The 12,651-nt window shown below is 66.1% G+C and carries 10 protein-coding genes; 8 read left to right on the plus strand and 2 right to left on the minus strand.

Features of this window, described 5'->3' with window-relative positions; translation table 11 throughout:
• Positions 1-13 precede the first annotated feature (13 nt).
• From ACB039_RS00525 to ACB039_RS00540, 4 genes are read left to right on the plus strand one after another with little or no spacing between them, the layout of a single operon-like run.
• A complete protein-coding gene (locus tag ACB039_RS00525; RefSeq protein WP_005324719.1) occupies positions 14-1,324 on the plus strand; it encodes a 2-hydroxycarboxylate transporter family protein in 1,311 nt (436 codons plus the stop codon).
• Positions 1,325-1,346: 22 nt separating this feature from the next.
• Positions 1,347-2,897, plus strand: a complete 1,551-nt coding sequence (gene maeA, locus ACB039_RS00530) for an oxaloacetate-decarboxylating malate dehydrogenase (protein WP_005324716.1) — start codon at positions 1,347-1,349, stop codon at positions 2,895-2,897.
• A 17-nt stretch (positions 2,898-2,914) separates the two neighbouring features.
• Positions 2,915-4,480, plus strand: a complete 1,566-nt coding sequence (locus ACB039_RS00535; RefSeq protein ID WP_005324714.1) for a sensor histidine kinase — start codon at positions 2,915-2,917, stop codon at positions 4,478-4,480.
• A 3-nt stretch (positions 4,481-4,483) separates the two neighbouring features.
• Positions 4,484-5,176 carry a response regulator gene (locus ACB039_RS00540; protein WP_005324712.1) on the plus strand — a complete coding sequence of 231 codons (693 nt, stop codon included), beginning with the start codon at positions 4,484-4,486 and terminating at the stop codon, positions 5,174-5,176.
• A gap of 77 nt (positions 5,177-5,253) precedes the next feature.
• Here the strand turns inward: ACB039_RS00540 and ACB039_RS00545 are convergent, their stop codons facing one another.
• A complete protein-coding gene (locus ACB039_RS00545; protein WP_371164912.1) occupies positions 5,254-6,141 on the minus strand; it encodes a DMT family transporter in 888 nt (295 codons plus the stop codon).
• A 96-nt stretch (positions 6,142-6,237) separates the two neighbouring features.
• Between ACB039_RS00545 and ACB039_RS00550 the strand changes: the two genes are divergently transcribed.
• Positions 6,238-7,032 (plus strand): helix-turn-helix transcriptional regulator, encoded by a 795-nt coding sequence (locus ACB039_RS00550; RefSeq protein WP_043131067.1) that lies wholly within the window; start codon positions 6,238-6,240, stop codon positions 7,030-7,032.
• A gap of 62 nt (positions 7,033-7,094) precedes the next feature.
• Here the strand turns inward: ACB039_RS00550 and ACB039_RS00555 are convergent, their stop codons facing one another.
• On the minus strand, positions 7,095-8,612 hold the full coding sequence (locus ACB039_RS00555) for an aldehyde dehydrogenase family protein (RefSeq protein WP_371164913.1): 1,518 nt from the start codon (positions 8,610-8,612) through the stop codon (positions 7,095-7,097).
• A 235-nt stretch (positions 8,613-8,847) separates the two neighbouring features.
• Between ACB039_RS00555 and ACB039_RS00560 the strand changes: the two genes are divergently transcribed.
• From ACB039_RS00560 to ACB039_RS00570, 3 genes are all read left to right on the plus strand, one after another.
• Positions 8,848-10,506 (plus strand): sigma-54-dependent Fis family transcriptional regulator, encoded by a 1,659-nt coding sequence (locus tag ACB039_RS00560; protein WP_371164914.1) that lies wholly within the window; start codon positions 8,848-8,850, stop codon positions 10,504-10,506.
• 317 nt (positions 10,507-10,823) lie between these two features.
• Positions 10,824-12,104, plus strand: a complete 1,281-nt coding sequence (locus ACB039_RS00565; RefSeq protein ID WP_371164915.1) for a GGDEF domain-containing protein — start codon at positions 10,824-10,826, stop codon at positions 12,102-12,104.
• Positions 12,105-12,238: 134 nt separating this feature from the next.
• Complete coding sequence (locus ACB039_RS00570) at positions 12,239-12,649, plus strand: VOC family protein (protein ID WP_371164916.1); 411 nt, start codon at positions 12,239-12,241, stop codon at positions 12,647-12,649.
• Positions 12,650-12,651 lie beyond the last annotated feature (2 nt).

The raw sequence follows: 12,651 nt of genomic DNA on the forward strand, positions 1-12,651 counted from the left end.
CTGGAGCATAACAATGAAAAACCTCTCTACCCCTGAAGTACAGATGAAGAGCGCCTGGGGCGACCAGCAGATCGCCGGCATGCCCATGATGATTTTCCTCGGGCTCGCCACCTGCGTCCTCTACGCCGGCTGGAACGGCTCCCTGCCACTCGGCATGGTCGGCGCCCTGGCGCTGATGTTCGTGCTCGGCACCCTGCTGAGCGAGCTGGGCGAGCGCATCCCCCCCATCCGGGAATATCTGGGGGGTGGCACCATACTCGCCATCTTCGGCGGCGCCGCCCTGTTCGAGTACCGAATCCTGCCGGCCGAAGCGGGTGAGGTGATCACCCGCTTCATGAAGGAGGGAGGCTTTCTGAACTTCTTCATCGCCAGCCTGGTGACCGGCTCCGTGTTCGGCATGAGCAGCGCCCTGCTGAAAAACGCTGCCATGCGCTACCTGCCGGTGATCCTGGGAGGCGTGGCGCTGGCGCTGCTGAGCGTCGGCCTGGTCGGCTCCCTGATGGGGTACGGCTTCAAGAATGCGGTGTTGCTCATCGGCCTGCCCATCATGGGGGGCGGCATGGGCGCCGGCGCCGTGCCGCTGGTGGAGATCCTCTCCGGCCCCTTGCAGATGTCCAGCGCCGACCTGCTGTCACGCATGGTGCCCGCCGTGGTGATCGCCAACACCCTGGCCATACTGGTGGGCTCCCTGCTGGCGCGCCTCGGTCGCCGCTACCCCTCCCTGACCGGCAACGGCAGGCTGATGGTGAAAGAGAGTGGCCAGAGCGTCGCCGACGAGCAGGCCGAAGCGCCGACCCTGCAGAGCCTGGGTATGGGCCTCTTCATCAGCTCCAGCATGTTCGTGCTGGGCTCCCTGCTCGGCAACCTCATCCCCATGCACCCCTTCGCCCTGATGATACTGGCGGTGGCCTTCATCAAGGTGAGTGGTGTATTGCCGCGCCGCTACGAGCAGGCAGCGGCCGACTGGTACCAGTTTGTGGTGAGCAACCTCACCCCCTCCCTGCTGGTGGGCATAGGAGTGGCCTACACCAGCATCCCCGAGCTCATCGGCGCCTTCTCCGTCAACTACTTCATCATGGTGTTGACCACAGTGGTGGGCGGCGCTCTGGGGGCGGCCCTGGTGGGGCGCATGATAGGTTTTTATCCCATCGAGGCGGCCATCACCGGCGGCCTGTGCATGGCCAACATGGGGGGCACCGGCGACGTGGCCGTGCTGTCGGCGGCCCAGCGCATGAAGCTGATGCCGTTCGCCCAGATCTCCTCTCGCCTTGGCGGGGCCGTGATGCTGATCCTGGCCACCGCCCTCATCTCTCTGTTCGCGTGACGACTGGATACAGGAAACCGATATGAACGACACCATGATGGGCACCAGCCTGCCCTATGCCGAACGCAAGCGTCAGGGGCTGATGGGGCGCATGCCCCACAAGGAGGAATCCCTCTCCCAGCAGCGGCGCCGCATCTACCGCCTGGTCTCGGCCATGCAGAGTCCCTTCGACCAACACCTGCTGCTGCGCCAGTTGCAGGAGGACAACCCTGTGCTGTTTTACGATCTGGTGCGCCACCACCTGCCGGAGCTCTTGCCCATCATCTACACCCCTGTGGTGGGGGAGGCCTGCCAGCGCCACAGCGATCTCTATCTGCGCAGCCACGGCCTCTACCTCTCCTGGCACGACAGGGACGAGCTGGACGACATCTTCGCCGCGGTGGAGCAGGAGGTGGACGTCATCGTCATCTCCGACGGGGAGCGGGTGCTGGGGCTTGGCGATCTCGGCATCGGCGGCATGGGGATCTGCATCGGCAAGCTGGCGCTCTACAGCGCCGCCGGCGGCATCAATCCGGCCCGTACCCTGCCCCTGTGCGTAGACGTGGGTACCAACAACCCGGCGCTGCTGGAGGATGACTCCTACCTCGGCTGGCAGGCCCCGCGCATCGACGGCGAGACCTACTACCACTTCATGGACAAGGTGGTGGCGGCCATCCGACGGCGCTGGCCCGAGGTGGTGCTGCAGTTTGAAGATTTTGCCGGCAAGCATGCCGCCAACCTCCTGGCCCGCTACCGGGATGAGCTCTGCATGTTCAATGACGACATCCAGGGCACGGCGGCGGTCGCCTCCGCCTGCGTGCTGGCGGGCTTGCAGCAGGCGGGCAACACCTTGGCCGACACCCCGGTGCTCATCGTCGGCGCCGGCTCGGCGGGGTGCGGGATCGCCGCCATGCTGGCCCGGCTGGCGGGCAGCCCACAGCAGGTGCAACTGTTCGATCAGGATGGTCTGGTCTGCCTGGACAGGGTCAACCTGACCCCCTCCCAGCAGCCCTTCGCCCGCCCGTCACAGGAGGCATGCACCTCCCTGCCCGAGCTTATCGCCCGGTTGCGCCCCGGGGTGCTGATCGGGGTGAGCGGCCAGGGGGGCCTGTTCGATGAGGCTGTGCTGACGGCCATGGGGGAGGCGTGCGAGCGTCCGGTGATCCTGCCGCTCTCCAACCCGACCCGTAGTGCCGAGGCGACGCCGGAGCAGGTGTGGCGGGCGACCGAGGGGCGCGCCCTGCTCGCCACCGGCAGCCCGTTCGCTCCCGTCATGGTGGCGGAAGAGGCGCGGGTGGTCTCCCAGTGCAACAACGTCTATGTCTTCCCGGGCATTGGCCTCGGGGCCTGCGCGGTCAAGGCGCGGCGCATCAGCGATGGCATGTTGCAGGCGGCGGTGCGGGCGGTCGGGGCCTATCCCCTGGAGACCGGCCGCTTGCTGCCTCCCATCGATCAGGTGGGGGAGGTGGCCCGTGCCGTCGCCAGAGCAGTGGCCCTGGCCGCCCGCGAGGAGGGGTTGGCGGATTTTGCCGGTGATCCCGCACCGCTCATTGACCAGACCTGGTGGCGCCCGCACTATTGGTCCGCCTCCTGACGCTGCAAGGTAACTCGATGAAACTGCGCCACCAACTGGTCACCCTCTCCCTCGGGCTGTCACTGCTGCTGATCCTGATCCTGGGCGGCTTGCTCGCCCTCTTCATCCGCCACCTGCTGGAGAGCAACCTGGAGGAGAAGGGGAGCGATCTGGCCCGGGTGCTGGCGGCGGATACCCGGGTGGTGCAGGCCTTGCAGCAGGGCAGCGATCCCGGCCTGCGGGACTATGTGCAGGGGATCTGCAGCCGCACCGATGCCGCCTACATGGTGGTGACCGACGAGCATGCCCGCCGCCTGAGCCACCCCTCCCCCGAGCTGGTCGGCGCGACCTTCCGTGGCGAGGACATCTGGCCGGCGATCCAGGGGCGGCGCAGTTACTGCTCCAGGGACGCGGGCACCCTGGGCCCGGCCATCCGTTGCTTCTCGCCTGTGATAGGGGCGGACGGGCGCGCCATAGGCGCGGTGGCGGTGGGCTACCTGATGCGCACGGTGGAGGGCATCTATCTGGAGCGGATAGCCCTGCTCATCAGCGCCATCGGCGCCGTGCTGGGCTGCGGTCTGCTGCTGGCGTTCTGGTTGCAGCACCGGCTGCGGCGCACCCTGCTGGATCTGGAGCCGGAGACCATAGTCAACCGCTTCGCCCAGCAGGATCTGGTGCTGGAGAGCATCTCGGAGGGGATAGTTGCCCTCGATGGCAACCATCGCATCAAGATGCTCAACAGCGCGGCCTTCTACCAGTTGCGGCTGCCGGGCACCGGTCGCCACGCCCTGCTGGGGCACTCCCTGGCCGAGCTGGCCCCCGGCCTGCTGCCCGCCCTGGAGCAGGAGGGGGGGGTGAACTTCACCGTGCAGGGGGAGGCCTTCGTCGGCCACTGGCAGGAGCTCGGCGGCCGCGAGCCGGGGCGCATGCTGATCTTCAGCCGGCCGGACGGCACCGGCAGCCTCGGCATGCAGGTGACCCACCTGCGCCAGTATGCCGAGATGCTGCGCATTCAGACCCACGAGTTTGCCAACAAGCTGAGCAGCCTCTCCGGCCTGCTGCAGCTCGGTCACGTGGATCAGGCGGTGGAGCTCATCCAGCAGGAGAACGAGGCCTGCCAGACCATGCTGCAGGATCTGCTGCGCTCCATCGAGAACAAGCCGGTGGCCGGTCTCATCCTCGGCAAGTTCAGCCGGGCGCGGGAGCTCGGGGTCGAGCTGGTGCTGGATCCCGGCTCGGCGCTCGGGGAGTACCCGGCCGAGGTGTCGGCGGATCTCATCACCTGCATCGGCAACCTGCTGGACAACGGCATCCGGGCCGCCTGGGCGAACCGCCAGCGGTGCGCCCCCCGGGTGCTCATCTCGGTGGATGACTTCGGGCGCCGGCTGGTGATCGAGGTGGAGGACAGTGGCGAGGGGGTGGACGAGGCGCTGGCGGATCACCTGTTCGACTATGGGGTCAGCCGCCAGACCGGGGATCACGGGGTCGGCCTCTTCCTGGTCAAGAAGACGGTGGCTCGCCGTGGGGGTATGATAGAATGGCGCCGCACCGCCGAACAGACGACTTTGTTCGGTATCTATTTGAATAAAAACCAATTGGTGTGAGTCATGAAGCCAATCTTCACTCTTGTTATCGAGGACGACGAGCGGATCGGCGCCATCCTGGCCGAGCTTATCTCCTCGACCCCGGGCTACTCCCTGCTGGGGCGGGCCGAGAGCCTGGCCCAGGCCGATCTCATGATGCGTGCCACCGAACCCCAGTTGCTGGTGGTGGACATCTCCCTGCCAGACGGCTCGGGCCTGGAGTGGGTGAACCGGCTGCGCAGCCACAACCGGGAGGTGCTGGTGGTCATGGTGACCGCCTCCTGCGACGTGGAGACCATACAGCAGGCCCTGAATCTCGGGGTGCAGGATTACATCATCAAGCCGCTGCGGCTGTTTCGCATCCAGCAGAGCCTGGACGAGATCCTGACCCTGCATCGCCGCTTGTGCGAGCGCGGCCTGCTGGAGCAGAGCGATCTCGACCGTCTGATGGGCAAGGGGCGCATTCAGCCGAGGGAGGTGCGCGACACCCCCAAGGGCATAGACGCCATCACCTTGCGCCAGGTACTGGAGCTGCTGGCGGGGGAGCCGGACACCGCCTTCTCCACCGACACGGTGGCGCTGCGGTTGTCGCTTAGCCGCACCACGGCGCGCCGCTACCTTGAGTTTCTGGAGTCCGAAGACAAGCTGGACGTGGATCTCAACTACGGCCAGCGCGGTCGCCCCGAGCGCCGCTACCACTGGCGCCGCAGCAGCTGAGGCGGCGTGACCACAGCATTGCAAACAAAAAGGGAGCCTCGGCTCCCTTTTTGCCGGCCACGGTTGATGGTGCCGGCTTATGCCCCTTCCACCAGGGCGGGACGCACCCTCGGCCTGAACTGGGAGATCATGACGCCAGTCAGAATGAGGCCGCCCCCCAGCAGGTGATAGCCATGGATGGGCTCCCCCAGGGTGATGACGGCCAACAGCGCAGTGCACAGGGGCATCAGGTTCATGAATACCGAGGTGCGCTCCGCCCCCAGGCTGGCGAGGCCGCGCATCCAGCAGTAGGCGGCGAAGATGGAGGAGGCGAGCCCGGCGAACAGCACCATGCTCCAGCCCTGGGCGGGAATGGCCAGGGAGTCGGCAGAGAGGGCGACAGGGATGAGCAGCAGCACCGCCAGCAGGATCTGCAGGTAGAGGTTGAGCCAGGGACCGAACGGCAGTTGCCAGCGTCGGATCAGCAGGCCATAGAGCGCATAGCTGGCCGCCCCCAGCAGCATCATGCCATCCCCCGGGTTGATGCCGCTGTGCAGCAGCGCCAGGGGGTTGCCCTGACCCAGCAGCCAGAGCACCCCGAACAGGGAGAGGCTCATGCCGAGCAGCGCCTGTTTGCCCGGTTTCTGGCCAAAGCAGCAGGCCCCGATGAGCAGGGTGAGCAGGGGCAGCAGGGAGCCGATGACCCCCATGTTGGTGGCGGAGGTGCTGTGGGCGGCGTAGTAGGCCAGGCACTGGTAGAGCACCATGCCGAGCAGGGAGAGCACCAGCAGCTTGCCGAGCAAGGGGCGGATCTCGGTGCGGCGGCGCCACAACTGCGGCAGGCAGAAGGGAGAGAGCGCGAGGGCTGCGATCACCCAGCGGTAGAAGGAGATGGCGGCGGGATCCACCACCCCGGCGGCGGCCTTGGCCACCACGGTATTGGCGGCCCAGATCAGGATGGCGAGCAGGGGGAAGAGAAAAGGCATAGGGACTCCTTGGTTCGATGACGAGAGTCTAGCCTTGTCTTGAACGATGTAAGTAGCGTAAATAAGACATGTCATAACCGCTTTGGGACAATCTTCATGGGCAGCCTCACCCTGGCCGAGCAGGATCGCCTGCTGGCCGACCCCAACCCCCTCTACTTTCGCTACAGCCAGATCCAGGGGGGCAACGCCTGCGCCGAGCACGCCCATCCCTGGGGTCAGCTCAGCCTCATCAGCCTGGGGGTCATGGTGGTGGAGGTCGGGGAAGAGCGGCTGGTGGCGCCCCCGGACTACCTCATCTGGGTGCCGGCGGACCTGCCCCACAGTGCCTTCAACGAGCAGACCCTGGATTACACCTCCATCTACGTGAGCCACGCGCTGGCCCCACGCCTGCCAAGCGAACCCCAGCTGCTGGCGTTGACCCCCTTGCTGCGCGCCCTGTTGGAGGACTTTACCCAGCGCCGTGTCGGTCACATGGAAGACGAGTGGGACGCGCGCCAGGGTGAGCTCTTCATCGAGAAGCTGGCCCGCACTCGCTGCCAGCCGAGCTACCTGCCCCAGAGTCGGGATCGCCTGCTCGCCCCCTTGCTGGCGGCGCTGCAGGCTGCCCCCGAGGACAACCGCACCCTGGCCGAGTGGGCCAGGGTGCTGCACACCACTGAGCGTACCCTGGCGCGGCGCTGCCAGAAGGAGCTGGGCATGAGTCTCGGGCAGTGGCGCACCCGGCTGCGGCTGGTCAAGGCGCTGGACTGGCTGCGGGGCGACATGCCGGTGCAGGAGATCGCCTGGCGTCTGGGTTACGCCTCGACCTCGGCCTTTATCGCCATGTTCCAGCGCGAGCAGGGGGGCGCCCCCCAGCGCTATCGCCAGCAGTTGGACCAACCCGGGGGCTGATGATGATCACGGTGGAAAAAGAGAGGGCGCCCGCAGGCGCCCTTGTTGATCATGGGAGGGGCTTAGAAGAAGCCGAGGGGATTGATGTCGTGGCTCACCAGCAGGTTCTTGGTGTTCTGGTAGTGGTCCAGCATCATCTTGTGGGTCTCGCGGCCGATCCCTGACTTCTTGTAGCCGCCAAAGGCCGCGTGGGCCGGGTAGGCGTGGTAGCAGTTGACCCAGACCCGGCCGGCCTGAATGCCGCGTCCCATGCGCCAGGCCAGGTTGCTGTCCCGGGTCCACAGGCCCGCCCCCAGCCCGTACTGGGTGTCGTTGGCAATCGCCAGCGCCTCCGCCTCGTCCTTGAAGGTGGTGACCCCAAGCGCCGGCCCGAAGATCTCTTCCTGGAACACCCGCATCTTGTTCTGGCCCGAGAAGATGGTGGGCTGGATGTAGAAGCCCCCCTCCAGCCCGCTCACCTTGGCCGGGCCACCGCCGATCAGCATCCTGGCCCCTTCGCCGCGCCCGATCTCCATGTAGCTCAGGATCTTGTCGAACTGCTCGCGGGACGCCTGGGCGCCGACCTGGGTGGCGGTGTCCAGGGGGTTGCCCTGCACTATGGTGCGGGCGCGGGCCAGCACACGGTCCATGAAGTCGTCGTAGATGCTCTCCTGCACCAGGGCGCGGGAGGGGCAGGTGCACACCTCGCCCTGGTTGAAGAAGGTCATCAACATGCCTTCCACCGCCTTGTCGATGTAGCTGCTCTCGTGCTGCATCACGTCGGCGAAGTAGATGTTGGGGGACTTGCCGCCGAGCTCCACGGTGGAGGGGATCAGCTTGTCGGCGGCGCAGCGCAGGATATGAGCGCCCACCTCGGTGGAGCCGGTGAAGGCGAGCTTCTGGATCCTGTCGCTGGTTGCCAGCGCCTGGCCCGCCTCGGCGCCGAAGCCGTTGACCACGTTGACCACGCCAGGGGGGAGGATGTCCTTGATGAGATCCATCATCAGCATGATGGTGACCGGGGTCTGCTCGGCGGGCTTGAGCACGCTGCAGCAGCCAGCCGCCAGCACAGGGGCCAGCTTCCAGGCCGCCATCAGCAGCGGGAAGTTCCAGGGGATGATCTGGCCGACCACGCCGATGGGCTCCTTGAAGTGGTAGCTGACGGTGTGCTGATCCAGCTCGGCGGCAGACCCTTCCTGGGCGCGGATGCAGCCGGCGAAGTAGCGGAAGTGATCCACCACCAGCGGCAGGTCGGCGGCCAGGGTCTCACGCACCGCCTTGCCGTTCTCCCAGGTCTCGGCGATGGCGAGCACTTCGATGTTCTGCTCGATGCGATCGGCAATGCGCAGCAGCAGGTTGCTGCGCTCGGTGACGCTGGTCTTGCTCCAGCTCGCAAATGCCTTGTGGGCGGCATCCAGCGCCAGCTCGATGTCGGCGGCATCGGATCTGGCCACCTCGCAGAACACCCGGCCATCCACTGGCGAGATGTTCTCGAAGTAGCGGCCGGCGCGGGGCGCCACCCAGTCGCCACCGATGAAGTTGTCGTAACGGGACTTGAAGCTGACCAGGGCACCTGCCTGACCGGGAGCGGTATAAATCATCTCATCATCCTTATGTGTGTGTGGTCCTGACCGGCCTGGCGGGCAGTCCGGTTGCTTCTCGGTATCGCAAGGGCCGTGCCAGAGGGTCTGACCAGCAGGCAAAAGTTACAAAAACGTTATCAAATGAGGTGCGGCGGCGTATCTTGATTAACCAGTGACCGCGGCGGTGCCGATAAAACTGTGCCGTTTCTGGACAGTGGCCGTGACACTGTGCCCTTTGTGAACAGGAGGCGTGATGAGCGAGTTACCTCAATCCAGTCCCAGTCCCATCTTGCGTTCCTGGCAGCGCTGCCTGCATCAGGGCCTGCTCCGCCAGCAGAGCGCCGAGCTGGACTTGCTGCCCCAGGGGGAGCTGTCGGCCCGCCAGGAGCAGCACAGAACCCTTATCACCTGCTTCCAGCGCTTCGTGCTGCCGCTGTTTGCCCAGTTGCTGGCGGGCAGGCCCTGTCGCCTGTTGCTGTGCGACGGTGAGGGGGCCATCCTGGCGGTGAGTGGTGATGACAGCTTCGCCCGCCACGCCGAGCGCATCTTCTTGCGCAGCGGCGCCCGCTGGGGGGAGGCGAGCAAGGGCACCAACGCCATCGGCACAGCGCTGGCCGAGCAGAGCGAAGTACAGGTGCTCGGCAATCAGCACTTCTTCGCCCAGCACAGCTTCCTCAGTTGCAGCGCCTGCCCCCTGCTCGGGCCGGACGGGCAACTGCTGGGCGTGCTCGACATCTCCACCGATGCGGCCCATCACGATGGCGACATGCTGGGCACGGTGCGGCTGTTGGCCATGACCCTGGAAAACGCCCTGCTGGCGCGTCAGCCGGGCTGGCTGGTGGATCTCGATCCTCAGAGTCTCTGGTCTGCCCGCCTGCTGCTGGGGGAGGGGGGCGAACTGCTCGGGGCCAACCGGGCTGGCCGGCTCTGGCTCGGCCAGCACCCCTTCGATGGCAAGCAACTACTACGCGAGCGCCGCGGCCTGCGGCTGATGCCCGAGCCTGTGGTGATTCAAACCCAGTCTCTGCCGGCAACGCCGCCTGCCACCGCCGGGGTGCCCCTCAAGATGCTGGAGCGCGGCATCTCCCTGCTCATCGAGGGGGAGACCGGCTGTGGCAAGGAGCATCTGGTGCGCGCCCTGCACCGCCAATCGAGCCGGCGGGACAAACCCCTGGTGTGTGTCAACTGCGGCGCCCTGCCGGCGGAGCTGGTGGAGGCCGAGCTGTTTGGCTATGTGGGTGGCGCCTTCAGCGGTGCCCGCAGCCAGGGCAGCCAGGGTTATCTGCGCGCCGCCCACGGCGGCATCCTGATGCTGGATGAGATCGGCGAGCTGCCGCTCTCGGCCCAGACCCGGCTGCTGCGGGTATTGCAGGAGCGTGCCGTCACCCCAGTGGGTAGCCACAAGCCCGAACCGGTGGACTTCTGGCTGGTCAGCGCCAGCCACCGGGATCTGGCAGCCATGGTGCAAGGTGGCGGGTTTCGTGAAGACCTCTATTACCGCATCTGCGGCTGGCGCCAGCTGCTGGCGCCGCTACGGGCCTGGCCGCCCCGCGAGCGCCAGGAGTTGATCCGGCGCCTGCTCCTCGAGATGGACCCGGCCCTGCAACTGACGGCGGAGGCGGAGCGGCAACTGCTGGCCCACCCGCTGCCCGGCAATGTGCGCCAGCTCAAGCAGGCGCTGGAGGTGGCCTGCGTGCTGGCGGAAGGGCAGGGCTGGATTGACCTCGCCCACCTGCATCTGCCCGAGGTGGCCACCATGCCGGCTCCCCGGGACGCCACCACCTTGCGCGAACAGAGCCGGTTGCGGGTGCAGCAGACCCTGTCCCAGTGCGGCGGCAACGTGAGCGAGGCGGCGCGCCGGCTTGGCATCAGCCGCACCACCCTCTACCGGGCGCTGCGGGAAGAGGAATAGGGGGTGTTGCGGTATCGCTTGCTTGTGTAGACTGGGGCTCTGCGATGATTTTTCTTTATTTTTCCATAGCATGGAGTGCTCAGTGGTGAAAGGAATGATGACATCGGGAACCCGTTTCCCCAAGAGCTGGCGTCCGCCTCTTGCGGTGCAATGCCGACAGGATTCAGCCCGGCAGATGGCAAGCGACGCCCTGTGCGCTGACTGAGCCGACCAATGCCCGGCGCCCGAGGGGGCGCGTGTAATAACCTTGGATCTGGATCAGCACGGTGCGGAATCACAAGGTGTAGAGTAAAGGCTCTTTTCCAGGTGTGATCATTATGACCCCATCCTATTCCCGCATGACCAATCTGTTGTTCTGGAGCCTGCTGCTCGGCAGCCTGCTGGCCATCCTGGCGTTCGAGTTCGGACCTGAACGGCGGCTGGATATCCTGAGTCAGGCCGGCATAGTCGCCAGGGCCCAGGATGATCGCTCACATGGGGGCCATTCGGTTACGACGCTGCTCGCCGCCGGCGACAAACCGGCCATCGACTGCAGGCTGCGTGCGGGCTACGCCTCCCCCTTCTGTGAGCTGATCCTGACCCTGTCTGCTCCCGAGCTGGGCATGGATCTCTCCCATTTCGATGGCGTGCGGGTCAAGTTGCGGGTGGAAGGGGAGGCGCCGCAGAGCTGGCGCCTCTATCTGCGCAATTATGATCCCGCCTACTCGACAGTCGGGGACGAGACCTCCCATAAGTTCAACGAGGTGCTCTTTCGCCCCGATGATTACGGCCGCATCCAGGACGTCCCCCTCAAGGTGTTCGCACCCAGCTCCTGGTGGGTGCAGCAGTACCGGATCCCGCTGGCGCAGCAGGGACCGGACCTGCATCATGTCTATGCCATCGAGCTTGCCACCGACGACAAGATGCAACCCGGGGACTACCGATTGACCCTGGATAAGCTGGAGTTCTATGGCCGCTGGGGCAAGCCGGGGGACTTCTACCGCCAGCTGCTGCTGGGCTGGCTGATATACGGGATATTGCTGTTTCTGATCCAGTACCTGTGGATGGGGGACCGGCTGCGCAAGGCCCGTGAGGCGCGGCTGGCGGCGGAAGCACTCAGCCAAAGCCTGTGTGAGCAGAACCGCCGTACCGAGGAAGAAGCCCGTTACGATCCCCTGACCGGAGCCCTCAACCGGCTCGGGGGCGAGAAGCTCTTGAGCGAACTGGGGGAGATGCCGCTCTCCTTCATCTATATCGACATCGATCACTTCAAGGAGGTCAACGACACCCACGGCCATCCCATGGGGGACGAGGTGCTCAAGCACATGGTGAGCGAGCTGCTGCGCCATTGTGACAGCCTGTGCCGCCTGGTGCGCTGGGGGGGAGAGGAGTTCGTGCTGGTCTGCCTCCATTACGACGAGGGACGGGCCACCGCCCTGGCCGAGCGACTGAGGGGGGCGCTCGAGGCGCACCGGGGCTGGCCCCTCGGGCTCAGGATCACCGCCTCCTTCGGGGTGGCGGAGCGGCGCGGGGACGCCCTGGAGCTGGCCCTCAAGCGGGCCGACGAGGCGCTTTATCAGGCCAAGAAGCGGGGTCGCAACCGGGTCGAGGTGGGCTAGGGCGCAGGCCTGCCAACCGACCGAGAGCCTTGCCTTCGCGAAGGTGATTGCGGCTGGAGCACAGGCCCGCCAGCCGTTATGATGCGCCCCAGCCGGGGCTTGGCCCCTTTATTCATCTATCGAGGAGTATCCCCATGTCACAACATCTGGGCGCCTTGGCCCTGCTGGTGGCCGATTATGACGAGGCTATCGCCTTCTTCACCCAGGGGCTGGGGTTCGAGCTGCTGGAAGACACTCCCCTCGATGAGCCGGGCAAACCGGGCAAACGCTGGGTGCGGGTCGCTCCGCAAGGCGCTCCCGGTTCTGCCCTGCTGCTGGCCCGTGCGGCCACCCCCGAGCAAGTGGCCGGCATCGGTCGGCAGGGAGGCGGGCGGGTCTTTTTGTTCCTCGAGACCGACGACTTCTGGGGGGATTACCAGCGGATGCGGGACTATGGCGTGCATTTTTGTGAACAGCCGCGAACTGAGTCTTACGGCACCGTGGTGGTGTTCGAGGACATCAGTGGCAACCGCTGGGACCTGCTGCAACTCGCTGCTGCCAACTGAAT

The sequence above is a fragment of the Aeromonas sp. S2(2024) genome, from assembly GCF_041402505.1.
In the GTDB taxonomy this organism is placed as follows: domain Bacteria; phylum Pseudomonadota; class Gammaproteobacteria; order Enterobacterales; family Aeromonadaceae; genus Aeromonas; species Aeromonas media.

Bases quoted from the DNA above. Each gene is read 5' to 3' on its own strand.
- ACB039_RS00555 (WP_371164913.1), bottom strand. From the start codon at position 8,612: ATGATTTATACCGCTCCCGGTCAGGCAGGTGCCCTGGTCAGCTTCAAG.
- ACB039_RS00565 (WP_371164915.1), top strand. From the start codon at position 10,824: ATGACCCCATCCTATTCCCGCATGACCAATCTGTTGTTCTGGAGCCTG.
- ACB039_RS00560 (WP_371164914.1), top strand. From the start codon at position 8,848: ATGAGCGAGTTACCTCAATCCAGTCCCAGTCCCATCTTGCGTTCCTGG.
- maeA (WP_005324716.1), top strand. From the start codon at position 1,347: ATGAACGACACCATGATGGGCACCAGCCTGCCCTATGCCGAACGCAAG.
- ACB039_RS00540 (WP_005324712.1), top strand. From the start codon at position 4,484: ATGAAGCCAATCTTCACTCTTGTTATCGAGGACGACGAGCGGATCGGC.
- ACB039_RS00545 (WP_371164912.1), bottom strand. From the start codon at position 6,141: ATGCCTTTTCTCTTCCCCCTGCTCGCCATCCTGATCTGGGCCGCCAAT.
- ACB039_RS00570 (WP_371164916.1), top strand. From the start codon at position 12,239: ATGTCACAACATCTGGGCGCCTTGGCCCTGCTGGTGGCCGATTATGAC.
- ACB039_RS00535 (WP_005324714.1), top strand. From the start codon at position 2,915: ATGAAACTGCGCCACCAACTGGTCACCCTCTCCCTCGGGCTGTCACTG.
- ACB039_RS00550 (WP_043131067.1), top strand. From the start codon at position 6,238: ATGGGCAGCCTCACCCTGGCCGAGCAGGATCGCCTGCTGGCCGACCCC.
- ACB039_RS00525 (WP_005324719.1), top strand. From the start codon at position 14: ATGAAAAACCTCTCTACCCCTGAAGTACAGATGAAGAGCGCCTGGGGC.